Source organism: Arthrobacter crystallopoietes BAB-32 (genome assembly GCF_000328305.2).
Taxonomy (GTDB): domain Bacteria; phylum Actinomycetota; class Actinomycetes; order Actinomycetales; family Micrococcaceae; genus Crystallibacter; species Crystallibacter crystallopoietes_A.
In genome coordinates this window covers 30,459-55,898 of the sequence record NZ_ANPE02000067.1, presented here as the reverse complement: position 1 = coordinate 55,898, position 25,440 = coordinate 30,459, and the positions used below count along the sequence as shown (strand labels likewise).

Below are 25,440 nucleotides of genomic sequence, written 5' to 3'. Positions count from 1 at the left end.
AACGGGAGGCATTTCGATGTCGTCTGGATCCAATCTCACGGATCTGCCAAGTTCAGACAACTATCCATCGGCCTACATCGGGAACTACTACGAGCATCTGGCGGAGGAAGACGCCCGAAGCTACACCGATGACGTCCTCGAAAACCGCGCCATGGCGCACCGGGAAGCTGCCGGGAAGCGTGCCCCGGGTCAGCCTCTCGTTTCAATCAGGCAGGAAACCAACGCCAGTGTCGTCATGGTTGTTACCGACGACATGCCCTTCCTCGTGGACTCCGTCATGGCGGAGATCGTCCGCCAGGGCATCGCCATCCGGATGCTGACCCACCCGATCTTCGTTGCCACGCGGAACCGCACTACCCACGAACTCGTCAAACTCAACCGGGTGCCGTCGAATGCAGGTGTCTCCAGCGGAGACACAGCGGCGATGCAGAACCTGGCCGATATTGTCGCTACCAGCGACAACGCGTCATATATCGAATCCTGGATCGCGGTGGAAACCGTTCGCATCTCCCGGGACGAACAGGCTAATGAACTGGTCGCCGGCATCCAGCGGGTGCTAAGCGACGTTCGCATTGCCGTGCAGGACTGGGCCGCCATGCGCCGTCGGGTCCGCGAGATTGCCGGATCGCTCGATTCGGTCGAGGGCGCTGGCAACATTCCGGACCTGGAGGAAGCCAAAGCACTGCTCTCCTGGCTCGACGACGGCAACTTCACATTCCTCGGGTACAGGGAGTACGACCTGGTCAACCAGAACGGGGAAGATGTCCTGCTGGTCCGGGAAGGAACCGGTCTCGGCATCATGCACGACGTGCCGGCGGGCCGGCATGTGCAACACCTGACGGAAGAAGGCCGCGCCAGGGCGCGCGAGAAGCGTGCGCTGGTCATTACCAAAGCGAACTCAAGATCCACCGTCCACCGCGCAGCCTACTTGGACTACATCGGCGTCAAAAGTTTCGATGCCCAGGCAACGTCAACGGCGAGCAAAGGTTCATCGGCCTCTTTGCCAGCAGCGCCTACAACAGCTCAGTCCGCAGCGTCCCGATTATCAGGGAGAAGGTCAACGCCGTCCTGAAACTGTCCGGCTTTCCGGCGGATTCGCATTCCGGCAAGGATCTGCTGTCCATTTTGGAGTCCTATCCGCGGGATGAAATCTTCCAGATGGAGAACCAGGAACTGGCCGACATTGCCATGGCCATTCTCCGGTTGCAGGAGCGCCGCCGTACACGGCTGTTCCTCCGTGAGGATTCCTACGGTCGGTTCGTCTCGGCTTTGGTCTTTCTGCCCAGGGATCGGTATACCACGGCGGTCAGACTGCGCATTGAAGAAGAACTTCGACGGACGTTTGATCCCCAAAGCATCGATTATGAAGCGCGGATGACCGAGTCTGCGTTGGCCAGACTCTTCTTCAGGATCCGGCTCAAGCGCGGCGCTACTGTTCCCCAAGTCAACGCCGGCGAACTGGAACACCGGCTGGCTGCCGCGGCCCGCTCGTGGCCCGAGGGGATCGACCAGACAGTGCGCGCTCGGGTTGGCGGCGAGGAGGCCGAGCGTCTGTCCCGGAAATGGGCGGAGGCGTTTCCGCCCAGCTACCGGGTGGACTTCGAGGTCGAGGACGCGCTGGAGGACATCGCCCGCTTCGAAACATACGGAGAGGCCACCGATGTCAGTCCGGTGATGAAGATCTATGTGCCGGAATCGGACGCTCGCCGGGGCGAGGACGCCCGGCTCAAACTGTATCTGCCAGAGCCCCAGTCCCTGAGCCGCATCATGCCGGTCCTGCAGAATCTTGGGCTGGACGTGCTGGACGAACGTCCTTTCGAGATCATTACCGCTGACGGCGAGGACTTCTTCCTCTACGATTTCGGGCTCAAGTATCCGGCCGGTGTCCAGCCCCTCGACACGGGTGACCTGCTCCAGGACGCTTTCGCCGCCGTCGTCACAGGACGGAGCGAGTCCGACCGCTTCGACCGCTTGGTATTGCAGGAGCGCATTCCCTGGCGCCAGGTCGCCATGCTTCGGGCATATGCACGCTACATCCGGCAGCTTGGGTTCCCGGTGTCATACGGCTTCACGGCCGACACACTCCTCGGAAACCCGGATGTAGCCCACAGCCTGACCAGGTTGTTCAAGGCCCGGTTCGACCCGGACCTGCCCGCCGAAACGCGGCAAAAAGCAGTCCAGGAAGCGCGCACGGAGCTGGATGAGGGCCTGCAGGCTGTGCCGACCCTGGATGCGGACCGGGTGCTAAGGACGATGGCCAATGTCGTGGACGCAACGCTGCGGACGAACTATTTCCAGGACAAGCCCTATCTCAGTTTCAAACTCAGCCCGTCACGGATCGAGGGAGCGCCCTTCCCACGTCCGAAATACGAAATCTGGGTCTACTCGCCCCAGGTCGAAGGTGTGCACCTGCGCTATGGTGAAGTCGCTCGCGGCGGCCTTCGCTGGTCTGACCGCCGGGAGGACTTCCGCACCGAGGTCCTTGGCCTGGTCAAGGCCCAGACCGTGAAGAATGCGGTCATCGTTCCGACCGGAGCCAAGGGCGGCTTCTTCGCCAAGCAGCTGCCGGATCCGTCCGAAGACCGGGCAGCATGGATGGCCGAAGGGCAGGCCAGCTATCGGACGTTCATTCGTGGCCTGCTGGATATTACGGACAATCTCGTGCGAACGCCCGAGGGCCAGGCGACAATTCCGCCTGAGCGTGTCGTTAGGCACGACGGCGACGATTCCTACCTTGTCGTGGCGGCCGACAAGGGGACGGCGAGCTTTTCCGACCTTGCCAATGAAATCTCCGCTGAGTACGGACATTGGCTGGGCGACGCCTTCGCTTCCGGGGGGTCCGTCGGCTACGACCACAAGGCCATGGGCATCACCGCCCGCGGCGCATGGGAGTCCGTCAAGCGGCACTTCAGTGAACTGGGTATCGATACCCAGCACGAGGATTTCACCGTTGTCGGCATCGGCGACATGAGCGGTGACGTGTTCGGCAACGGGATGCTGCTGTCGGAACACATCCGCCTGGTCGCGGCCTTCGACCACCGGCATATCTTCCTGGATCCCTCACCTGATCCGGTTACTTCCTTTGCCGAGCGGCGGCGGTTGTTCGACCTGCCGCGGTCGTCCTGGGCGGACTACGACACCTCGCTGATCAGTGACGGCGGCGGGGTCTACTCGCGGACGGTCAAGTCCATCCCGCTAACTCCCGAGGTGCGCCAAGTACTGGGGCTGGACGAGTCCACAACCGCGATGAGCCCGCCCGAGCTGCTCAAAGCCATCCTGCAGTCGCCGGTCGACCTGCTGTACAACGGAGGCATCGGCACCTACGTCAAGGCGTCGACGGAGTCCCACGGTGAAGTCGGCGACAAAGCCAACGACAGCATTCGGGTCGATGGCCGTGATATCCGGGCCAAGGTGATCGGTGAGGGCGGCAACCTTGGTATGACCCAGCGCGGACGCATCGAGGCGGCTCTGAATGGAGTCATTCTCAACACCGACGCCATCGACAATTCCGCTGGTGTGGACTGTTCAGACCATGAGGTCAATATCAAGATCTTCGTCGATCAACTGGTGGCAGCCGGCACTTTGCCCGCGGGGGAGCGGACTCAGCTGCTGCATTCGATGACCGACGAGGTTGCCCGGCTGGTGTTGGAGGACAACATCGACCAGAATGTCCTGTTACTCAATGACCGCCAGCGCGTAGTGGACTGGAGCCCCAGTTTCGAACGTCTGATGGACTGGCTGGAGCGGCACGCCGAGCTGGACCGCGATCTGGAATTCCTGCCCACGACCGCGCAACTGCATGAGCGGCTCGGTGAAGGGCAAGGGCTTACCTCGCCGGAGCTGTCGGTCCTGGCGGCATATGCCAAGATCGAGCTGACCCGGACGCTGACGGCAAGCAATCTGGCCGACGACCCGTATTTCGACAAGGTCCTGCGGAGTTATTTCCCACGCCAGTTGGTCGAGCGGTTCGGTGACGAACTGGGCAAGCATCCGCTGCGGCGCGAGATCATCTCAACCGTGGTTGCCAACGACATGATCAATATGGGCGGCATTACCTTCGCCTTCCGTGTGATGGAAGAGACTTCGGTCGATGAAGCGGCTGTGGCGCGTGCCTTTGCCGCATTGCGCGAGATCTATGATCTGGATGAGTTTGTCGAGGCGCTGAACGCGCTACCCGCGAATTTCCCCACCGACGTCTGGTCCACGATGCATTTGGACATGCGGCGGTTGCTGGACCGGGCGGTGCGCTGGTATGTCAACCACGTCGAGAGCGGGACCAGTGTCGAGGAGGGCATCCGGGCCTTCAAACCCCTGATGGATCCGCTGCGCAGCCGACTAATTGATTACTTGCGCGGCAAGGACCTCGACCGTGTCCGCGAATGGCGCGAACAAGCAGACCAGTGGAACCTGCCGGAGACGATCGCTCATCACTGGGCCGAACAGTTCGAAAGCTTCGGCTTGTTGGACATCGCCCGCATTGCAGGGCGGATTGAAGAACCGGTGGACGCCATCGCGCATGTCTACTATGCGGTCTATGACCGGTTCGACGTCGATGCGTTGCTGATAAGGATCACCAATCTTCCCCGCGAAGACCGGTGGCAGGCACTTGCTCGGGCTGCCATGCGCGATGATCTCTACTCGACCATCACCGACATTACGGTTGCAGTCATGACGGGTACTCAACCCAGCGGGACACCCGAAGAGCGGCTGGAGGAGTGGGCCAGCGACAATGCCGAGAGCATCGAGCGGGCTCGCAGGATGTTCGAGGAAGTCAACCGCCTCGACCGGGATGACATGGCATCACTGTCTGTCGCCCTGCGGCTGCTGCGTTCCACCGTTCGGAGTTAGACGAAGGTGGCAATCTTTACCGACCCGATTGATGAGTATGCCGATTTCGGACCGGGCGACGCGGAGTGGCTGCATTTGCTCGTCGGCGACTGGCAGCTGATTGCGGATCTGGCCTTTGCCGACCTGGCGCTGTGGCTGCCGACGCCGGATGGCAGTTACGTTGCCCTGGCACACGTTCGCCCCTCGACAACGCATACGGTTTTCCACTCGGATTTTGTGGGGGAACGGATTCGGGCGGATCTGTTGCCCTTGGCAGACGCCGCCCGCAGGTCCCAAGTGATTGAGCGCTCGAGCGAGAGCGGGTGGACCACGGAGATGGCGATGCGCGTCGAGGCAGTTCCCATGGTCCGCAATGGCCGGACGTTGGCTGTGCTGACATCCCACATGGACCTCTCCAGCTCCCGGATGCCCTCACGGCTGGAACTGACGTACCGCCAATGTGCCTATGACCTGTTGCACATGGGTACTTTGGGGCTTTGGCCGGATTTCGCTTCACCTACCGGCTCCCGGCGAGGTGCGCCTCGGGTCGGTGATGGGCTCATCAGGCTGGATGCGGACGGCATCGTCCAGTATGCCAGTCCCAATGGCGTCTCGGCCTTCCGGAGACTTGGCGATGTGGAATCCCTTGAGGGCCGATCGCTGGCGGAGATTACCACCGCTCTGTTGAAGGACCGGCGCATGGTCGACGAATCCCTGCCGCTGGTGGTGACGGGCCGGATGCCGTGGCGGACGGAGATCGAGTCCCGGGGAGTCACGCTGTCGCTGCGGGCCATCCCGTTGCGCAACGAGCACGAGAGGTTCGGGGCCCTCGTGCTCTGTCGGGATGTATCCGAACTTCGGCGGCGCGAAATGGAGCTCGTGTCGAAGGACGCGACGATCCGGGAAATCCACCACCGCGTGAAGAACAATCTTCAGACGGTCGCGGCCCTCCTGCGGATGCAATCCCGTCGTATGGTGAGCGAGGAGGCCAAACAAGGCCTGGAGCAGGCTATGCGCCGGGTGGCCACCATCGCCATGGTCCACGAGACCCTGTCACAAGGACTGGCCCAGAACGTGGATTTCGACGAGCTGATCGGACGGCAGTTCCGGTTGTCGGCCGAAGTCGCTTCGGAATCCCAGGCGGTGACTACGCAGCGCAGCGGTGAGTTCGGAGAGCTGCCCAGCGAGTTCGCGACCCCGCTGGCACTGGTGATCAATGAGCTGGTGACTAACGCCGTCGAACATGGACTCAAAGGGCGGAAGGGAACTGTCTGGCTCACGGCGCGCCGTGACCCCGCAGGCTCAGGGAAAGAGTGGTTGCGGGTCACGGTCGAGGACGACGGCGTGGGGCTGCCGGACAGTCCGGGCGGCGACGGTTTGGGCCTTCAGATCGTGCGCACTTTGGTGACCAGCGAGCTCGGCGGGAGCATCGAGTGGAGGACCAGAGAAGGCGGGGGGACGTGCGTGAACATTGAGCTGAACCTGGATCCACAGCGGCTGCGTTGACCGGCAGGACATGCATAGAGGCCGCCACCGAAAGGTGACGGCCTCTATGGGGGTATGGCAGAGTCAGGAGGCGCGGCGCGCGCGGGCGGCCCGGCGCTTCATGGCGCGGCGCTCGTCTTCACTCATTCCGCCCCATACGCCGGCGTCCTGGCCCGACTCGAGGGCCCACTGCAGGCACGTGTCGATGACGGGGCAGCGCCGGCAAACGCTTTTGGCTTCTTCGATCTGGAGCAAGGCCGGGCCTGTATTTCCGACCGGGAAGAACAGTTCCGGGTCCTTGTCGAGGCATGCCGCGCGGCTACGCCAATCCATGCTGATCACATACTCCTTTAGACAGGTCCAGCTGAAACTTCTTGTGAAATATTTCACGAGTGGACTCATAGTAAAGGGGGCTCTGATGGCCCCCCATTTCGCTTCGGTTAAAGCGTTTCACGTTAAATCTGTGTAAACAAGGGTGTTCCGTGATTTAATCGCCCGGAAACCTGAGTCATTCGTCACAGGACACCGGTCCCGGCTGCGCTGCGTCATGCGATGTTCCGCTTGTTACCCGACTATCTAAGGTAGGGTGCCAATGTGTCAATACCCCCGGCGAACTCAGCATCCAACAAACGGCCGCCCGCAGTCATTGTGATATCGCTGGTGCTGGTGTTGGAAGCGCTGGCGCTTCTCGGGGCGGCGGCCTGGTTCGTCTACGGCCTGATGACACAAACGCCGACGTCGCTGGGTGGCGCTGTATTCCAATTGGTCTTGATGGTTCTGCTCGCCGGGTGGCTACTGGCTGTCGGCCACTTCTTTTTCCGGGGGTACCGCTGGACAAAAGCTGCAGCTTTGGTTTGGCAGCTCTTTGTACTGGTCATTGCGTTCCCGACCTTGACTGGCGGGCTGGTGTTGCCAGGCCTGCTCCTGCTGCTTCCGGCCGCGGCCGTCGTCCTGCTGATCTTCACCCGTCCGGTGACCGCCTATGTAACGAAGGGCAGCGCCCCGGGCGCTCTCTAAGCGCGCACGTAGCCTGTCTGAAGCGGGACGGCCATGCCGTATTCCACTCTGTAAGCGCGGCCCGGTGGGCACCGGGCCGCGTCCAGCCTGACTCCGAGAAGATCACCATCCGCGGCTGCTGCAGGCGAAAGGATAAAGCCGCGTCCGTTGCTGCGCGCAGTCAGCGCCGCCGGCACTTGCTGCAGCAGCGCCGGACCTGGCCTGGCCGCGACCACCGCCGCTGCCCCGGCTTCCAATAGCTTGGCCACGCGCTGGTGGGCCGGGGGAGCCAGCAGGTGGGCATCATCGATCAGCAAGAGGGTGCCGGTTCCGAAGAGGTCCAAAGAAGACCAGTAGGCACTGGCGTCGGTGCCTTGCGGCGGGCGGAGGCAGTTGTAGCGGGTGCTTGCCTGCCGTTCGAGCAACTCGATGAGATTGGTCTTGCCGCTGCCGGCGGCACCGAGGACGAGGACTGCCTCGCCAGGCGTGATTCGAAGTGAAGCCGGCCCCAGCTCGTCGCCTTCGACGCCGATGATGAGCATGTCCTCGGGCTGTTCGTCGTCCGGGAGCTGGTCGGCCGGGACTTGGTCGGGCAGGGGCTCGATGCGGAAAGGCTGCTGCTTCGCCTCCCGGGGCTGGAGGCCTTGGGCAGGGTCATCCACCACGTGCGCCACAGCCTCCATGGCGGGAACGAAGGGCCCTTGTGCCAGCGCGCGGCCGGGTATGTCGTCCATCGGCGGCAGCTTAGGCCAGGCCATTTGGGTTTCAGGGCCCGTGAAGGCAGGGAAGAACAGCTTATTGGGAAGCATCCCCAGGATTCGGGCTGCAGCCAGTTCCCGGTCGCCGGCAATACAAAGAACGACGGCGGCGGCGGCCCCGTCGCGGGCCAAGTCCAGCAGGCATTCCTCGGCCCAGCCGAATTTGCCGCTCCGGAACGCGGAGGCCCAGCGGCCCCATCCAGAGACAATAACAATGAGGGGGACCGCCCGAGGGCTGTCGGCGTTTGTGTCCATCGCCACCGAAGCCAAGCGCTTTGCTGTTTCCGAGGCGAGGCGCTTCAGGACCCGGGCAGCCCGTTCTGTTTCCGTGGGGCCTGCATATGCGCCGGTGCGTTCGGCTGCTGCAGCAAACCGCAGGGAACCGTCTCCATCTAGAACATAAACGTGCCGTTCGGCAGCGGAACCGAGCAGGCCTGCGGTCGCGGCTTTGAGGACCAGCTGGGTGCCGCTTCCGCTGGCGCCCAGTGCGGCGAGGTGGCCGTCGTCCTCTGGGACCCAGTCCATCGCCAGCTGTCGTTGCTGTGCCGGGAGGTCGAACAGCCCGAGCCGGAGGCTGTCGGGCTTTGAGGGCTGTGGAAGAGTGTGCAGTTCCAGCCGTTCCGGCAGCGGTGGAGGCAGCTGAATGGCTGCCACACTCCCGGCTGCGGTGGCCGCCTGGTGGAGGCGGGTGACCAGCTTCGCTGCGGGATCCGGATCCTGGCCGTCCGGTTGCAGACGCTCCAGGTCCGGGCGATTAATGCGGTGCGGCTCCAGCCATTCGTGAAGAACTGCGGCGGCCGGACCTGAAGGAGCGGCACGGATGCTGGCCGAAGCGGACTGGAATTCCCTTGCTGCCGCCGGGCCGATCCGCAGGAAAGCCCGTCCCGGGGAAGCGACTGCTATATCTGCTGCCGCGCTGGTGCCGACGAGGTCTGCCGATTCCAAGGCGGTTTGTACCCGCAGAGCAACCGACGATGTCACATTGGCCCGGATATCCGCCGAGATGGCCCCTTGTGGGCGCTGGGTTGCCATTATCAGATGGATGCCAAGGGAACGGCCCAGAGCAGCGACCCGCATGAGTTCGGGCAACGCCTGCGGCACTTCGTCCGCCAGCATCCGGAACTCGTCGACGACCACCATGAGCCGGTGCAGGACAGTTGGCGGACAGTCCCGGATGTCCGCAACGCCGAGCCGGGCAAGCTCGAGTTCCCGCCGTGTAACTTCCGCCCGCAGCCAGCTGAGTGCCCGGCCGACCTGTGATGCTGTCAGGTCTGTCAGCAAGCCGGCGCTGTGCGGCAAACCGCTGACGGAACCGAGTCCCGATCCGCCTTTGAAGTCGATGAACAGGAAATTCAGCTTCTCGGGCGGGTGCTGGTAGGCCAGACTCAACACAAGCGATTTCAGCAGTTCAGACTTGCCCGAGCCGGTTGTTCCCGCAATCAGGAGATGAGGTCCTTCGCTGGCCAGGTCGAGGGTTACCGGTCCGGTGGCATCGGCTCCGATGACCGCCGGAATACCTGCCGCCGCCGCGTTTCTGGCCCAGAGGCCGGTCGGCTCGGCGCCAGGCAGCAGGGCTTCCAGTCCGCAGGAGTCGGGAACCGTGCCAGAGATGTTCGCGGGAAGGGTTGCTGCGGCCCGAGCCGCGAGGCGGGCGAAACGTTCGAGTGTGCCGGCGCAGACCAGATCGGGTTGGAAGGCCGTACTGGTTCCGAGCCGCCGCAGCGTTCCCCGGCCAGGCACCAGCTGGATCTGCGCTTCATCTGCCGGCACCGGGGAGGAAAACCGGATGATGGCCAGATTGGCGTCGCTGCTCTCGATCACCTCGTCTGCAATGTCATGTCTGTCGGTGATGAGCAGGACCAGGGGCCTGCCGTCCTGGCGGAGTTGCGCTGCCAGGACCTCTGGCCGGCTGGCCAGCACCGTTCCCGGAAGGAACCGCGCCGCTGGCGGCATTGAGTCGGCCGTTCCGTAGCAGACCACGGAGAGGTCCGACTGCAAGGCTCGTGCCCCGAGCTGCAGCAGGCAGGAGTTCAGCAGTCGGCGCAGCACCGTGGCCGGCCCGCTACAACTGATTCGACGGGTGGCGAGCAGATCAACAGCCAGCGGAGCATCCTGCAGCACGGGCACTTGCAGGTCCGGTGTTCCGGCGGCTGCAATCCTGGCTTCCTGGTCTGCCGTTCCCAATCGCAGCCACAAGTGCTCCGGCTGCGATCCTGCCGAGCCGGTGGCCGCTTCCCTGAGCTGCCCATAAACCAGCCGGGCAGGATCCGGGGCGGCCTGCTGCCGCCGCTGCAGATCGCTTGCGGCTGCAGCTGAGACAGCCGCCTTGAACGCCCGGCGCTTGCGTCTGCCGGCTGCGTAGGGAATGGCTGCAGCGAGCAAAGAGACTGCGCTGAACGCGAGGAAGAACCACATGCCGGTGATGACGGCGAGGGCGACCCCGGCTACCAAAGGCAGCCCGGCCAGCAGCAGAGTCAATTTGCCCCGCGGGTCCGGTGCTGGAGCCGCTACCTGGACCGGACTGTCCAGGTCCTCGTCAGGTGAGACCCCAGGCAGCGGTTCACCGGCAAGGTACAGCGTCATCCGGCTGCCACCAGCGCTGATTTCACGGCCCGAGACCAGCTCCGCGCTGGCCACCCGACGCCCCTCCGCCACTATGCCATTCGCCGAATCGAGATCCGTAATGCGCACGCTCCGGTTGTCCACCGTGATTCGTGCGTGTTTCCGCGAGAGCTGCGGATCGTCAACGAGCAGTGCCGCCCCATCCCGACCGAGGACATGTTCTCCGCGGGCCAGCTCAAGGACTTTGCCCGCATCCGGACCCCCCGTTACTGCCAAAGCCAGCACAGGCGCGCCCGACCTCGGCGCCGCCGTCGTTCTGTTCCTTGGTCTCTTCCGGGCCGGGAGTCCGCAGACGATGACGGCGCCGGAGACCAGCGGCAGGCGATGCGGAACGAGGGAACGAAGCGGCACCCCATCGACGGTCAGCGACACCTCCGCAGCGGTGGCACCGAGCCGGTCGAGCAGCCATTGTGCCAGCGGGCCTGCATCCGGCAGCGCGTCGTCGGCGACGATTTCGCGGAGAGCGGCGACCTGCTGCACGAACTGCGGCGGCAGGTGCTCGGAAGCGGCAACGGATAAGTGCAGCGGCATGTGATCCTCGAACAGGGCGGTTTTTCCAGCACCCTAACCGGCGGCGCTGCCTCCCCGCTGCCCGTGCCGCCCGGCTTGTGGAAAACCCGCGTCCGCAATCCTGTCCTTCAGTAGCGGTACCCTTGGACAGGGGCCGCAGGGTCCAGCCCATCCGCAGTGCAGCACAACGTAGAAAAGGTTCCACCCGGTGAAGATTGCCGTCATTGCCCTCGGAAAGATCGGCCTGCCACTGGCGGCGCAGTTTGCGTCCAAGGGGCACGAAGTCATCGGCGTCGACGTCAATGAGGACGTTGTTGCACAGGTCAACGCGGCGCAGGAACCCTTCCCCGGCGAGGCGCACTTGCAGGAGAAGCTCACCGAACTGGTGCCGGCGGGACGGTTGAAGGCGACCACCAGCTACGCCGAAGCGGTGCCCGGCGCGGATGCGGTAGTGCTGGTGGTGCCGCTGTTTGTGGATGCCGAGGCGCGGCCCGATTTCGGCTGGATGGACGCCGCGACTCAGGAACTGGCCAAGCATCTGACGCCGGGCACGCTCGTTTCCTACGAGACGACGCTGCCGGTCGGGACCACGCGCAGCCGGTGGAAGCCGATGCTGGAAGCCGGGTCCGGCCTCGTCGAAGGCCGGGATTTCCATCTGGTGTTTTCGCCCGAACGAGTGCTGACCGGGCGGGTCTTCGAGGACCTGCGCAAGTATCCGAAGCTGATCGGCGGGCTGTCTGACGCCGGCGCCGCCAGGGCCCAGGAGTTCTACGAAGCCGTGCTGGATTTCGACGAGCGGCCCGATCTGGCACGGCCCAACGGGGTCTGGGACCTCGGATCGGCCGAGGCCTCGGAGCTGGCCAAGCTGGCCGAGACCACCTATCGGGATGTGAACATCGGCCTCGCCAACCAGTTCGCCCGCTACGCCGCGACCGCCGGCATCGACATCTACCAGGTCATCGAGGCCTCCAACTCGCAGCCGTACAGCCACATCCACCAGCCGGGAATCGCGGTCGGCGGCCATTGCATTCCGGTCTACCCGCGGCTCTACCTCTGGAACGATCCGCAGGCCACGGTGGTCCGCGCGGCGCGCGAAGCCAACGCCGGCATGCCGGACTACACCATCGGCCTGCTGGAAGGTGCCTATGGGGACCTCACCGGGGCACGCGTCGTCGTTCTCGGTGCCGCTTACCGCGGCGGGGTGAAGGAGACGGCGTTCTCCGGCGTGTTCGGCGCGGTGGAGGCGATCGCGGCCCGCGGTGCCACCGCGCTGGTCCACGATCCGCTGTTCAGCGACGCCGAACTCGAGCGGCTGGGTTTCGCGCCGTATCATTTGGGCGAGCCGGTGGACGCAGCCGTGGTGCAGGCCAACCATGCTGACTACCGCGGGCTGGGGCCGGACGACCTGCCTGGCGTGAAGGTGTTCATCGACGGCCGGCGGGTCAGCAGCGCGGAGCAGTGGCAGGGCGTTACCTACCGGGTGATCGGGAAGTCCTGAGCCTGGCGCGGGAAGTACGACGACGGCACGGCAGTTTTGCACGAAAGGGAGCTTACGGTGGGGTATATCGCTGAGACGGCCGACGTCTCCGAACGCGCCCGGTTGGGCGAGGGCACGAAAATCTGGCATCTGGCGCAGGTTCGCGAGGACGCGGAGCTGGGGACGGACTGCATTGTGGGCCGCGGCGCGTACGTCGGGACCGGGGTGAAGATCGGCGACAACACCAAGATCCAGAACTACGCCCTCGTGTACGAACCGGCGGAACTCGGGCACGGGGTTTTCATCGGTCCCGCCGCCGTGCTGACCAATGACACGTATCCGCGTTCGGTGAATCCGGATGGTTCGCTCAAGAGCGCCCACGACTGGACCCCGGTGGGGGTGACCATCGCGGAAGGCGCGTCGGTCGGTGCCCGCGCCGTCTGCGTGGCCCCGGTGCGGATCGGCCGCTGGGCCACGATCGCCGCCGGTGCGGTGGTTACCAAGGACGTGCCGGATTTCGCGCTGATGGCCGGAGTGCCCGCGCGGCGGATCGGCTGGGTGGGCAAGTCCGGGCATCCGCTGCGCCAGGACGACGGCGGACGGCCGCATGCGTGGGTTTGCCCCGACAGCGGGGAGAGCTATATCGAGGACAACGGGCTGCTGTGCGAAGCGGTGCCCGAGGCAACTGCGGGCACGGAAGAAAGGCAGAACTGAGTGAGCAAGGACTTCATCCCGGCCGCGAAGCCCATCATCGGGGACGAAGAGCGCGCCGCCGTCGATGCGGTGCTGGTGTCCGGCATGCTGGCCCAGGGGAGCGAAGTGGCCTCCTTCGAGCAGGAGTTTTCGCAGGTCCTGCTTGACGGCCGGGCCGCGGTCGCGGTCAACTCCGGCACATCCGGGCTGCACCTTGGCCTGCTGGCGGCAGGAATCGGTCCCGGCGATGAGGTCATCGTCCCGTCCTTCACCTTCGCGGCGACGGCCAATTCAGTGGCGCTTGCCGGTGCCACGCCCGTGTTCGCCGACATCGAGCCGGACCACTACTGCTTGGACGCCTCCGCCGCTGAACAGCTGATCACGGAGCGCACCAAGGCGGTCATGCCGGTCCACCTCTACGGGCATCCGGCCAACATGGGCGCCTTGGGCACGCTGGCGGAAAAGCATGGCCTGGCGGTGTTCGAAGATGCGGCGCAGGCGCATGGCGCGGCGCTGCACGGCAGGCCGGTGGGCACCTTTGGCGCCTTTGCGATGTTCAGCCTCTATCCAACGAAGAACATGACCTCTGGCGAAGGCGGGATGGTCGCAACCGGGGATCACGACGTCGAACGCCGGCTGCGGTTGCTCCGGAACCAGGGGATGGAGCGCCAGTATGAGAACGAACTCATCGGGTTCAATGCCCGGATGACGAACCTGCATGCGGCGATCGGACGGGTGCAGCTGGGCAAGGTGCGCGGCTGGACGGCCCGGCGCCAAGCCAATGCCGCCTTCCTGGATGCCAACCTGGAAGGCGTCGCAACGCCTGCGGTCGCTGAAGGGGCCACGCACGTCTACCACCAGTACACCATCCGGGTTCCGGAGGGGGAGCGGGACCGCTTCGCATCGGCGCTGAAGGAGGAGTACCAGATCGGATCCGGCGTCTACTATCCGATCCCGAACCATCGGCTGCCGTCCTTCAACAGGCTGGCGGACCTGCCGGTCACTGAAGCTGCCGCACGCCAGGTCCTGTCGCTGCCGGTGCATCCGTCGCTGGACGAGGAAGACCTGGACCGGATAGCCACGGCGGTCAACGCGCTGGCGAAGGCAGGTGCGTGAGGTGGGGAAGCTGCGTGCCGGCCTGATCGGGCTGGGCATGATGGGCCGGCACCACGCCAGGGTGCTGCAGGAAACCGAGGGCGTGGAACTGGTGGCTGTGGCCGATGCGTATGGCGACCCGCACGGGGTCGCCGGCGGCCTGCCGTTCTACAGCGGGGTGGAAGAGCTCATCGCGCACGGCGTGGACATGGTGATGTGCGCCGTGCCGACCGGCCTGCATGAGGAGGTCGGACTGGCCCTGGCCGAGGCCGGGATCCATACCATGGTGGAGAAGCCTATCGCGTCCACCATCGAGGGCGGCCAGCGGCTCGCGGATGCATTCGAGAGCCGCGGCCTCGTCGGCGCCGTGGGACACATCGAGCGCTACAACCCGGCGCTGCAGTCGTTGCGTGCGCGGCTGCGGAAGGGCGACCTGGGCGAGGTCTACCAGATCGCGACCCGCCGGCAGGGCCCGTTCCCCTCGCGGATCGCCGACGTCGGTGTGATCAAGGACCTCGGCACCCACGATATCGATCTCACCGCCTGGCTGGCCGCAAGCGAGTACGAATCCGTCAGCGCGCGGACGACTACGCGCTCCGGCCGCGAGCACGAAGACATGCTGGCGGCCAATGGCCAGCTGGCGAACGGCATCATCACCAGCCATCTGGTCAACTGGCTCTCGCCGATGAAGGAGCGCATGACGGTAGTGACCGGAGAACGCGGTTCCTTCATGGCCGACACCCTGACGGCCGACCTGACATTCTTCGAAAACGGGACCATCAGCACGGAGTGGGACTCCGTGGCCAACTTCCGCGGTGTATCCGAAGGCAACGTCACCCGCCTGGCTATCGCAAAGCGGGAACCGCTCAAGGTGGAGCACGAAGCCTTCCGCGACGCCGTCCTGGCCGCCCGCGGCGAAACCCGGGATGAACTTGCCCCGGGCACTGCCGGCATCGTCACGATGCGGGAGGGGCTCAATACGCTGCGCGTCGCCGAGGCCATGACGGTGTCGAGCCGCGAGGCCAGGACCATCCGGCTGCGGGATTGAGCCGCATGCACATTCTGGTCGCCAGCCGCATATTCGCGCCGGAAGCCGGGGCGGCGGCCTACCGGCTCGCCGCCACCGTCAAGGCCCTGGAAGCCGCGGGACATACCGTAACGGTGCTGACCAGCACGTCGCCCGATGCGCAACGGTCCACCGGACGAGTGCGACGCTGGCCGGTGCTGCGGGACCGGTCGGGCGCGGTCCGTGGCTACGTGCAGTACGCCAGCTTCGACATTCCGCTCTTTTTCCGCCTGCTGTCCTCGCGGCGTTTCGATGCCGTGCTGGCGGAGCCGCCGCCGACCACCGGCGTCGTGGTCCGGATGGCAAGCTGGCTCCGTCGCCGGCCCTACGTCTACTTCGCGGCCGATGTCAGCTCCGATGCCGCTGCCGGAATCGGAGTGGATCCGCGCATCGTTGCTGTCCTGCGTGCCGTCGAGCGGTGGGTGCTGAATGGCGCGGCCAGCGTGCTGAGTGTCTCGGAAGGCGTGAGCGCCGCGGTGCGTGATCTGACCCGGGGGAAAGCCCAGGTGGCCGAGGTAGGAACCGGGGTAGACACTGGGACGTTCAGGCCGGCAGCGTCGGCGGATGGCGGGACCCCGGGAACGCAGCGGACTCTTGTCTACGCGGGAACGATGTCGGAAATCCAGGGGGCCGGCGTTTTCGTGGACGGCTTCCTGAAAATCATGGACCGCTATCCTGACGCCGAATTGTTGCTGTACGGCCAAGGAGTCGAACTCCGTGAGCTGAGGGAGCGCGCGGCTCCGGCCGGCAGCCGCATCCGTTTCATGGGGTTGGCCAGCGGGGAGGAAACCGCGGCAGCCTTGGGCAGGGCTGCCGCCGGACTTGCATCGGTGCGGCCTGGCCGGGGTTACGACTTTGCCTTTGCCACGAAGGCCTTTGCCAGCCTTGCCTGTGGCACCCCCGTCATCTATGCAGGTGTCGGGCCGCTGCGGCGCATCGTGGCCCAGCACAGTTTGGGTCATGAGGTGGACTGGGACGCGGGCCAGGTGGCGGATGCGATGGCAGCTGTGCTGGAAGATCCGGTGAAACCGGCGGAACGGGCCCGGCTGGCGGCTTGGGTGGAGCAGCACTATTCACTGCGCGGCGTCGGTACCCGGGCCTCCGAGGCGTTGGCGGCGGCTGTCAGCAGGTCTTGACCGTGCCTGTGCCGGCGGCGGGTGCCGACTTACCGGAGCAGTCGTGCCAGCACCTGGCGCGTTACTGCTTCATCCTCGGCTGAGCTCAAGGCGCGCGCGGCCCGATGGGTATTGGCCTTGTAACGCTGCACATCGTCGACGCTCAGGGTGGCCAGAGCACGGGTCAGCGCAGCGACGCTGAAATCCTCGGTGATGACCCCGAGATCATGCTGCTGCATCAGGCTCGCTGTTTCGGGGGAAGGGCTGAACACCAGGGCGAGCCTGGCCTGGACAAAGTCGAAGAACTTGTTGGGAAGCATCAGCCGGTGGTTGGTGGTTTGCGGTGGAAGGCTGAAGACACCCACGTCATACTGATTGAGCGTTGCCGGCAACCGGTCGGGCTCGACGGCATCGTGGAAAGTGATACGCGGATCCGCTGCCGCCAGTTCCCTGAGTTCCTGCCAGTAGCGGCCTCCGTCGCGGGCCTTGACCAGGTACAGGTCCAAGCTGAAGCGCTCGTCCAGCGCCTTGACCGCTTCGATGGTCCCCTCGAGGTTCCGTCCAGGAACCGCCGCGCCGCTGTGCACGAGGCGGATCCGCCCGGGGACGGGCGCCGCTGGCATTAATTCACGGTAGGGACCCGTGTTGCGGACCACCTCGGTGGGGCACCCAAAGTGTTCCGTGTACAAAGCCGCGATCGACGCATTAACTGCTGTGACCGCCGTCGTTCGTGGCAGGTATTTGGCGCAGATGCTGTACATATAGGGTTTGACCAGCAGGCGCCACGGCAGGACATGCGCGCGTTCTTCCGGTGCCCATTCATGCATGTCGCCCCATACTGGAGCGCCATTGGCGAGTGCGTGCGCCAACGGCAGTGCCCGGGCTTCGTTCGCCACAATCAGGTCGAAGCTCTGCCCATCGACCAGTTGCCGCGCCTGCTTGACGGCGGGCGCTTCAAGTTCCACCGCCGAAAACCGCCGCAGGGCGAGCCGAAGCACTCCGGCTGGCGTTTGCGGCAGGGATGGCAGTGAAGAGTCGATTTCCAGATGGTGGGTGGCGCCGGGCGGACGGCTGCCATAGCAAAGCGTCGTGACTTCCCCAGCCTCGGCCAGCAGCCGCACCTGCCTTAGCACCCGGGAATCGGCCTGGATATCCGAGAATGAAATGCACAGAATCCGGGGTTCCACTTCCACGTCCTTTGCCTGCTGCGCTCATTCCAATGCCGGGCCGCGGTGCTGGAACGACTAGCGGCGCCTGGACCAGCCTACCCTCCTCGCCCAACGGAAACCCCAAGGTGGCAGGACTACTATGGCTGTGTTCACCACGGCCGCATTGGCCGTGCCCTTCCAAACTCCGGTCAGGACGCGACGTGAAAATTGCGATCACCAAGAGCACCTTGCGCATCCCGCCGACCTATTTCGCTGTGGCCCACGCCCAGCAGCTCAAAGACAGCCATGACTTCCGGATCTTCACGCTCGTCGCCGATGTGCAGGACAAGTCCATCTCTGTGCCGATCACCGATTTCGTGCCCGGGCAGTTGCTGGGATTCCGTCGCCGCGAACTGGTTATGCCTGCCTTCATGCCCGCAATGAGTCTGGCCATTCGCCGCTTCCAGCCGGACATCATCCATCAGCACTTCGCCACATGGTCACGGCCGGCAGTGGACGCCGCGCGCCTTTCCAAAGTGCCGCTGATTACCACCTTGCATGGCTCCGACGTCGTGTCGCTCGGCAATCCGCCGGACACGATGATGGCCAAATGGCACCACCGCAATGTGCTGGCCGCCGCGGCGCAAAGCCAGCGCATCCTGGCAGTCAGCCACTACCTGGCGGATCGGGCGATCGAACTCGGCCTGGACGCGGACAAGATCGAGGTTCATTACCAGGGCGTGGACACGGAATACTTCGTGCCGAACGGCCATGATGCGAACGAGACACCGATCGTTCTTTTCGTGGGAACGTTGAACACGCAAAAAGGGATCAGGGACCTGATCGATGCCTCCCTGGCCGTCTGGCGTAAGGCGCATCACCGGCTGGTGGTGATCGGCGATGGGCCGCTGCGCGATGCGGTGGTGGAGCAGGCGGCTAGCCATCCGCACATCGATTTCCTCGGTCGCATGGACCGCGAAGGGATCCGCACCTGGATGCAAAAGGCCTATGCCCTCGTCGCGCCGAGCCAAGAAGCCGGGGGAGCGCGGGAGGCAGCAGGTTTGGTGGCTTTGGAAGCGCAAGCCTGCGGGACCCCGCTGCTGGCCTACCGCAGCGGCGGCATCCCGGAGATGCTCGATGAGGGAACGACCGGGCTGCTGGCTGGCGAAGCGGACTTCGCCCAACTGCGTGACGGTCTGCTGCAACTGCTCAGCCTGCGCAGCGGTGACTATCTGGCCATGCGCCGGGCAGCCCGGCAGTTCGTCGTCGAACACCGTTCGCTGGCCGGCAGCAGCCGGCAATTGGATGCCCATTACCGCTCGGTCGGCGCCCTCGCCTGAGCCGTGCGGAGTGGCCATGCCCCTTGTGGAATACTGGGCAGGTGAGTCGTTGCTGGGTAGTGGTGCCGGTGTACAACGAGGCCACCGTTATCGGTTCCGTTGTCGCCGGCCTGCTCGAGGAGTTCGCGCATATCGTCTGCATCGACGACGGCAGTTCCGACGGTTCCGCGGCGATCGCCCGTTCAGCCGGGGCCGTGGTCGTCCAGCATCCAATCAACCTCGGCCAGGGCGCTGCACTCCAGACCGGTTTCGAATATGCCCTGCAGGATCCGGAGCTCGATGCCGTCATCACCTTCGACGCGGACGGGCAACATAGAGTGTCGGACGCTGCGGCCATGTTGGCCAGGCTGCGCGCCGGCGAAGCAGATGTGGTGCTCGGTTCCCGCTTCCTCGAGGAACGGACCGAGGTTTCGAGAATCAAGCGGATGGTGCTGCGCACGGCAGCGCTGCAATCGCGGATGGCCACCGGGCTGCAGCTAACCGATGCGCATAACGGCCTCCGTGCCATCTCCGCGCCGGTCCTCGCAAGGATCCACCTGAACCAGAACCGGATGGCGCATGCCTCGGAACTGATCCACCAGTTGGCGGAGCTGAAGCCCGTCCTGGTGGAGCATCCGGTAGAGATCGTGTACACCGAGTACTCCAAAGCCAAAGGCCAGTCCCTGCTGAACGGCGTCAACATCCTCGCGGATCTCTTTTTCAGGTGAGCGCATGATTATTCTTGTCCAAATTGTCCTCGTCCTGGCCGTGATCATCGGGGCGATTGCGCTCATGCGTGGAGGAGGCAACGCCAAGCACCAGGCCGTGCGCAGGCTGCTGCTGCTGGTTTTCGCGGCGCTGGCAGTTCTCTCTGTGTTCTTTCCAGGTCTCTTGACGAGGCTGGCGAACGCTCTCGGCATCGGGCGTGGGACAGACCTAGTGCTCTACGGCCTGATCGTGGCGTTCATGGTCTTCATGGCGAGTTCCTTCCAGCGCGGGCGCCAACTGGAGGACCGGATCACCAAGCTCGCGCGCCGGATCGCCCTCGACGAGGCTCCGCGGCCCGACGCCGTCTCAGGAGACAAGAACGATGGCTGAGTCCGCCCCCGGTCCGACAGGCGGCGACGCGCTACCGGCCTTGGAAGCCGAGGTCGTCATCGCAGTCCACACCATGGACCGGCCCATCCGCCGAGCGGTTGAATCCGTGCTGGCCGCAGGGCAAGGAAGAGCGGGAGCGTTGGTGGTCTGCCACAATACTGATCCTGCCCCCGTGCGCACGGCGTTGGACGGCTTGATTGGCCGTGGCGTTCGCGTGCTGGATCTGGTGGACGGAATAGCGTCCCCAGCGGGACCGTTCAACTATGGACTCCGAGCGGCGACCACCGATTTCGTCGGCATCATGGGGTCAGACGACACGCTGGAATCCGGTGCGCTCGCCGCTTGGCTCGACGTTGCTGCCACCGCGGAGGCCGACGTCGTCATTGCACCGCTCAGAACGCGCAGCGGGCAGCAAATCCTGACGCCGCGGGCCCGGGTGTGGCGCGGCGTGCTGGTCGATCCGATCAGGGACCGGCTCGCCTATCGGACCGCTCCGCTCGGACTGATCCGGCGGAGCCTGCTGCAGGAGCGCAGCCTGGCGCTGACCGAAGGACTGCGCACGGGCGAAGATCTGGAGTTCGGCCTGAGGCTGTGGTTCTCCGGCGCGCGGATCGCCTATTTGTCCGATGCACCTGCGTACCTGGTCGGTGAGGACGCCGCGGTCCGGGTGACGTCGGCGGTGCTGCCGCTGAAGGAGCAGTTCCGCGACCTCCGGCTGCTGACGGAGGGGACTTGGTTCGCGGGCCTGGGAGCTGCCCAGCGTGAGGCCATCGCGGTCAAACTGCTGCGCGGGCACGTTATCAGCGCAGCGCTTCGCCGGGGCTCCGGCTTTGACTGGGAGGCGAGCGACTGCCAGGAAATGGCCGACGTCCTCACCGGCATCGCCCAGTTGGCCCCCGGAGCCGCCCGGCTCCTCAGCGGGCCAGATGAGCAGCTGCTGCTGTCGTTGGCTACAGACGCCAGTCCGGAGGCAGTCCGCACGGCGCTTCGACGGCGGGAAGCGGCGCACGTCCTGGAACGGAGCCTGACACGCCGGATGCGGGACAACCTGAGGGTGGAGTCGCCGCTGCGGAGCAATCTAAACTCCGTCCTCGCGACCATCAACCGCAAGCTCCGGCGCAAGCCGGCGCAGCCCGTTCGACAAACCGACGCGCCCGGCCGAAAGGACGACAAATGAGTCCGAGAGCAGGACAATTGCTGATTGTCTCACTGTCCCCACTGCGCAGTGATCCGCGGGTGCTTAAGCAGATCAACCTGTTCCGTGACAAGTACGACGTCGTCACTTGCGGCTTCGGGGCGGCACCGGATGGTGTTTCCCGCCATTTCGAAATCGAGTCAGGGCTGCCCAGTTGGCCGCGCGACCCAAAGCGGCTGCTCCAGCGACAGTACCGGCAGGTTTACTGGAACATTGCCGCCGTCGCTGAGGCCTACCGGCTCCTTCGCGGCCAGAGGTTCGACGCGGTCCTGGCGAACGACGCGAATACCTTGCCGCTCGCGATGAGCCTCGATGCAGTCCACGGCGTCCACGCCGACCTGCACGAATTCGCTCCCAAGGAACACTACAACAAGCCCGCATGGCGGATCCTGGTGGCCCCGTATGTCCGCTGGGTCTGCCGCACTTTCCTGCCGCAGGCCAGGTCTGTCACTACAGTGTCGGACGGCATCGCCGAGCAGTACGGCCGGGACTTCGGTGTGGCGGCGACGGTCGTCACCAATGCGGCACCGTACGCGGAGAAGGTTCCGAGGCCCACCGGCCGGCCCATCCGCCTGATCTACAGTTCTGCAGGGCAACGTTACCGGCGGATCGAAGACATAATCTCGGCGATGGACGCCGCCTCGGGAGAACTGGAACTCGACCTGATCGTTATGCCCAACGAACCGGCGTATGTTGATGAACTGCGCCGGCAGGCCGAGCCCCTGCCCAACGTGCGGTTCCGGGAACCGGTCCCGTATGACCAGCTGGTCGACACCGTGAGCGAGTACGATGTCTCGATCTCCGTGATCCCGCCAACGAATTTCAACTTGGCCAACGCGCTGCCCAACAAGTTTTTCGAGGCCGTCCAGGCCCGCACAGCCGTGATCATCGGGCCCTCGCCGGCGATGCAGGCGCTGGTGGAACGCCACCGGCTGGGAGCCGTTACGGAAGGATTCTCCGCAGCAGCGTTGCGCAAAGTCCTGCAGGAACTGACCCCGGAGCAGGTGGACGGTTGGAAGCAGAATGCCCATCGCGCCGCTCAAGAACTGTCTTCGGAATACCAGAACCGGGGCTGGGAGCGAGCCGTCGACGCGCTGTTCGCAGCCCCTGCGCAGATGACGCGATGATCGGACAGTCAGCGAGCCGACAGCAGGAGCCGCGGGTGCTGCACTTGTACGATGCAGCAGACGTGGGCGCCACGCTCGTCAAGTATGGCCGCCGGGCCGGCCTGCCATGGCGGCAGTTCGACCGGACGCCTCCTTCGGATGCTGCCACGGCCGGTGGCCCCGCAGAGAGGGCACGACGCCTGTTGGCAACGATTACCTGGCAGGCAGGCCGGGCGGCACGCATCCTGCGCTCCGACCTGCTGCACGTCCACTCCGGCTCGCGCATCGGGATTGTTCGCTCCCGCCCGCATAGGCCGTTCCTGCTCCACTTACATGGAACGGACATCCGCACCCAGTTCTACGATCCGGCGCGCCGGCCGGCCCTGCAGTGGGGCGCCGACAACGCCGCCGCCGTCCTGTACTCGACGCCGGACCTCGCCGAGCATGCTGCCGCAGCCCGCCCGGATGCCATCTACTTGCCGAACCCGTTGGATATAGAGGAACTTCCGCGCTGGGCTCCCGCCCACCGGCCACGGGTAGTCTTCTCTTCCCGCTGGGAAGATTCCAAAGGCGGCCGCGCACAACTGGCAGTTGCGCGCTCACTGCTCGCCGCCGTCGGACCTGATGTAGAGGTACAGGGACTGGACTGGGGAGCCGCAGCGCCGGAAGCCGCCGACCTCGGTGTCCGGCTGCTGCCCAAGATGCCCAAGCCCGCGTACCTTCGCTGGCTTGCATCGGCCCAGTGCGTGGTCGGCCAAAGTGCGGGGATCCTGGCGATGAGCGAATTGCAGGCGGTGGGCATCGGTGTGCCGGTTGTCATGCAACTGGGCGCCGGCTATTACCCGGGACCGTCACCGGTGCTGGCTGGCTCGAACCCCGCGGAACTCACGGACCAGGTCCGCACGGTGCTGGAGGATCCGCAGCTGGCCTCGCAGCGGCTGGATGGCCCTGGCTGGGCCCGCGAAAACCACGGCCCGCAACGGATTGTGCGGCAACTGGCCGAACTCTATGCAGGACTGTGCCGGCGGCCATCATCCGGATAGCGCCGTTATTCTGCGGTTGCGCCGCCTTCGGATGTGCTGGCCAGGCCCGCCAGGGCGGCCTGCTCGGCGAAGTCGGGCACCCGGGCCACGACGTCATCGAACGTGCCGTGGGCCGCCACGGTTCCGTTCCGCATAAAAAACACCACGTCCGCATCGCGGATGGTCGACAACCGGTGCGCCACCGTGATGACGGTGACATCGCCGTGCAACTGGCCGATCGCCGTCGTCACTGCCGCCTCCGTAGCGGTGTCCAGCGCTGACGTAGCCTCATCCATTACCAGCACGCGCGGGTTGTCGTACAGCGCGCGGGCGATGCCGAGGCGCTGGCGCTGACCGCCGGACAGGGCCAGGCCCCGTTCGCCGACCAGCGCGTCGATGCCGCCCTCGCGCGCATTGAGCGTGTCCAGCAGCTGCGCCCGGCGGAGTGCAACGCGCACCCGTTCGCGGTCCACCTTGTCCGGATCCCACGCCAAGGCCACGTTCTGTGCCACGGATGCGTCGAACAGGGAGACCTCCTGCGGCACGTAGCCGATCCTGCGCCGCCACGCCTTAAGCACCGAGCCGAGTGGCTCTCCCGCCACCTCGATCCGCCCCTCGCTCGGCTCAAGCAGGCCCAGCAACAGGTCGACCATGGTGGATTTGCCCGCACCCGAGGAGCCCACGAAAGCCACGTGGCTTCCGGCCGGAATACGGATGCTGACCGACTGCAGGGCCGGCGACGGCGCACCGGGGTAGCTGAAGCTGACGTTGTCCAGGACGATGTCCGCCGGCCGTTCGGGCAGCTCCCGCTGCGGGCGCTCCGCTATCTGCCGGGCCATATCCTGTTCGCCTTCGCGGATGTCCTGGACGATTTGCCGGGCAAAGGATGCGCTGGTGTTGACCGAGGACTGCACGGCCTGCAAGCGGGTCAGCGAGGGGATCAGCCGGAACCCTGCAACGGCGAACAGCCCGACGGCGCTGACCGCACCGGCCGGACCGCCGGTGAGGTAGCCGACCCCGCCCAGCAGCGCGAAACCGACCACCAGCGCGGTCTCCAGCACATAGCGGGGGATCTGCGAGATCTGGATGGCGCCTGCGCGCGCGTAGGCGGACTTGGTCCGTGTGCCGTGGACCTGTTCCTGAACCTCGCCCGCCCGGTCGGCGAGCGTGATTTCCTTCAGGGCGCCGAGAGCCTCATAGAGCGTCTTGGCGGTCCGGTTGGACCATTCGCGGTTCTCCCTGCCGATGGCGACCGCCCGCGGGGAAATCACTTTGGCCAGCAGCAGCGCCACCAGCCCCAAATAGGCCATGGTGACAACCGCGATCAGCGGCTGTGCCACAAAAAGTACGACGACGACGGCAGCCAGCGTGCCCAACTCACCGAACAGGGACATGGCAGGCATCAGGACGCCGGAAACCGTAATACCGACGCCGACATCCACCGAGCGTACGATCTCCGCCGAGTTCCGTCCCAACCGCTTCTCCCAGGGGGAAGCAAGGTAGGCAGCGAAGAGGCGGTCGCCGATGGCAACCTCATGGCGGGCGAAGCGCTTGGTGGCAAAACGCAGCAGCAGCACCGCGAGGACGCCCTTGAAGACAATCAGCAGGCAGATCACGATGAGCAGCGGAAGCACCAGCCCCTGCTCGGTCAGGTTGCCGAGTACGGGAAAGACAACGTCCTCCCCGCCGACCAACCCGGGCAGCAGCGCCGCGACCAGGCCCAGCGCGACGACATCGAGCAACGCCAGGGCTGCCGAGGCAGCGGCATAGCCGGTCAGGAAGCGGCGGCTGCCCTCCGGGAGGGTCCTGAGCAACGGGCCGATGATCTTGAAGATGCTGTTCATACTGGCAACAACATTAGACGTGTTATCCCCATTCTGCGTCGCCGGTCTGGTCGGGATTGAACGC

At 65.2% G+C, this 25,440-nt stretch carries 17 protein-coding genes and 1 pseudogene; 14 read left to right on the top strand and 4 right to left on the bottom strand.

What is annotated here, in order from left to right; genetic code table 11:
- Positions 1-16 precede the first annotated feature (16 nt).
- Both D477_RS03155 and D477_RS03150 read left to right on the top strand, forming a co-directional pair.
- A pseudogene (locus D477_RS03155) lies at positions 17-4,848 on the top strand (NAD-glutamate dehydrogenase).
- 6 nt (positions 4,849-4,854) lie between these two features.
- The gene (locus D477_RS03150; RefSeq protein ID WP_005267232.1) at positions 4,855-6,333 is read left to right on the top strand and encodes a sensor histidine kinase; all 1,479 of its coding nucleotides are present in this window, start codon (positions 4,855-4,857) and stop codon (positions 6,331-6,333) included.
- 63 nt (positions 6,334-6,396) lie between these two features.
- On the opposite strand, the gene D477_RS03145 is transcribed toward D477_RS03150, so the two are convergent.
- A complete protein-coding gene (locus tag D477_RS03145) occupies positions 6,397-6,645 on the bottom strand; it encodes a WhiB family transcriptional regulator (protein ID WP_005267230.1) in 249 nt (82 codons plus the stop codon).
- A gap of 315 nt (positions 6,646-6,960) precedes the next feature.
- Here D477_RS03145 and D477_RS03140 point away from each other — a divergent pair, with 315 nt between their 5' ends.
- Positions 6,961-7,329, top strand: a complete 369-nt coding sequence (locus D477_RS03140) for a hypothetical protein (RefSeq protein WP_237740681.1) — start codon at positions 6,961-6,963, stop codon at positions 7,327-7,329.
- Here the strand turns inward: D477_RS03140 and D477_RS03135 are convergent.
- Positions 7,326-11,219, bottom strand: coding sequence for an FtsK/SpoIIIE domain-containing protein (locus tag D477_RS03135; RefSeq protein WP_005267226.1), 3,894 nt, complete (start codon positions 11,217-11,219; stop codon positions 7,326-7,328). The genes D477_RS03140 and D477_RS03135 overlap by 4 nt on opposite strands.
- Before the next feature lie 187 nt (positions 11,220-11,406).
- Between D477_RS03135 and D477_RS03130 the strand changes: the two genes are divergently transcribed.
- Genes D477_RS03130 through D477_RS03110 form a run of 5 tightly spaced genes read left to right on the top strand, consistent with a single transcriptional unit; the run spans position 11,407 to position 16,665 of the window.
- Complete coding sequence (locus tag D477_RS03130; protein WP_005267224.1) at positions 11,407-12,696, top strand: nucleotide sugar dehydrogenase; 1,290 nt, start codon at positions 11,407-11,409, stop codon at positions 12,694-12,696.
- Positions 12,697-12,753: 57 nt separating this feature from the next.
- Positions 12,754-13,389, top strand: coding sequence for an acyltransferase (locus D477_RS03125; protein ID WP_005267222.1), 636 nt, complete (start codon positions 12,754-12,756; stop codon positions 13,387-13,389).
- A complete protein-coding gene (locus D477_RS03120; protein WP_005267212.1) occupies positions 13,390-14,484 on the top strand; it encodes a DegT/DnrJ/EryC1/StrS family aminotransferase in 1,095 nt (364 codons plus the stop codon).
- A 1-nt stretch (position 14,485) separates the two neighbouring features.
- Positions 14,486-15,511, top strand: a complete 1,026-nt coding sequence (locus D477_RS03115; protein ID WP_043845385.1) for a Gfo/Idh/MocA family protein — start codon at positions 14,486-14,488, stop codon at positions 15,509-15,511.
- Positions 15,512-15,516: 5 nt separating this feature from the next.
- Positions 15,517-16,665: a glycosyltransferase gene (locus tag D477_RS03110; RefSeq protein WP_005267208.1), complete on the top strand. Its 1,149-nt coding sequence runs from the start codon at positions 15,517-15,519 to the stop codon at positions 16,663-16,665.
- Between the two features lie 29 nt (positions 16,666-16,694).
- On the opposite strand, the gene D477_RS03105 is transcribed toward D477_RS03110, so the two are convergent.
- The gene (locus D477_RS03105; RefSeq protein ID WP_005267207.1) at positions 16,695-17,837 is read right to left on the bottom strand and encodes a glycosyltransferase; all 1,143 of its coding nucleotides are present in this window, start codon (positions 17,835-17,837) and stop codon (positions 16,695-16,697) included.
- Positions 17,838-18,013: 176 nt separating this feature from the next.
- Here D477_RS03105 and D477_RS03100 point away from each other — a divergent pair, with 176 nt between their 5' ends.
- Genes D477_RS03100 through D477_RS03075 form a run of 6 tightly spaced genes read left to right on the top strand, consistent with a single transcriptional unit; the run spans position 18,014 to position 23,553 of the window.
- Positions 18,014-19,132 (top strand): glycosyltransferase, encoded by a 1,119-nt coding sequence (locus D477_RS03100; RefSeq protein WP_005267206.1) that lies wholly within the window; start codon positions 18,014-18,016, stop codon positions 19,130-19,132.
- Between the two features lie 41 nt (positions 19,133-19,173).
- Positions 19,174-19,839 (top strand): glycosyltransferase family 2 protein, encoded by a 666-nt coding sequence (locus tag D477_RS03095; protein WP_190273512.1) that lies wholly within the window; start codon positions 19,174-19,176, stop codon positions 19,837-19,839.
- Positions 19,840-19,843: 4 nt separating this feature from the next.
- On the top strand, positions 19,844-20,209 hold the full coding sequence (locus D477_RS03090) for a DUF2304 domain-containing protein (RefSeq protein ID WP_005267201.1): 366 nt from the start codon (positions 19,844-19,846) through the stop codon (positions 20,207-20,209).
- Positions 20,202-21,386: a glycosyltransferase gene (locus D477_RS21015; protein WP_005267199.1), complete on the top strand. Its 1,185-nt coding sequence runs from the start codon at positions 20,202-20,204 to the stop codon at positions 21,384-21,386. Before D477_RS03090 ends, D477_RS21015 begins: the two co-directional genes overlap by 8 nt.
- Positions 21,383-22,531 carry a glycosyltransferase gene (locus D477_RS03080; protein WP_052510662.1) on the top strand — a complete coding sequence of 383 codons (1,149 nt, stop codon included), beginning with the start codon at positions 21,383-21,385 and terminating at the stop codon, positions 22,529-22,531. The genes D477_RS21015 and D477_RS03080 overlap by 4 nt, the downstream gene beginning before the upstream one ends.
- A gap of 35 nt (positions 22,532-22,566) precedes the next feature.
- Complete coding sequence (locus D477_RS03075) at positions 22,567-23,553, top strand: glycosyltransferase (protein ID WP_005267195.1); 987 nt, start codon at positions 22,567-22,569, stop codon at positions 23,551-23,553.
- Between the two features lie 5 nt (positions 23,554-23,558).
- Here D477_RS03075 and D477_RS03070 read toward each other — a convergent pair whose 3' ends face one another.
- On the bottom strand, positions 23,559-25,376 hold the full coding sequence (locus D477_RS03070) for an ABC transporter ATP-binding protein (protein WP_005267192.1): 1,818 nt from the start codon (positions 25,374-25,376) through the stop codon (positions 23,559-23,561).
- Positions 25,377-25,440: the final 64 nt, after the last annotated feature.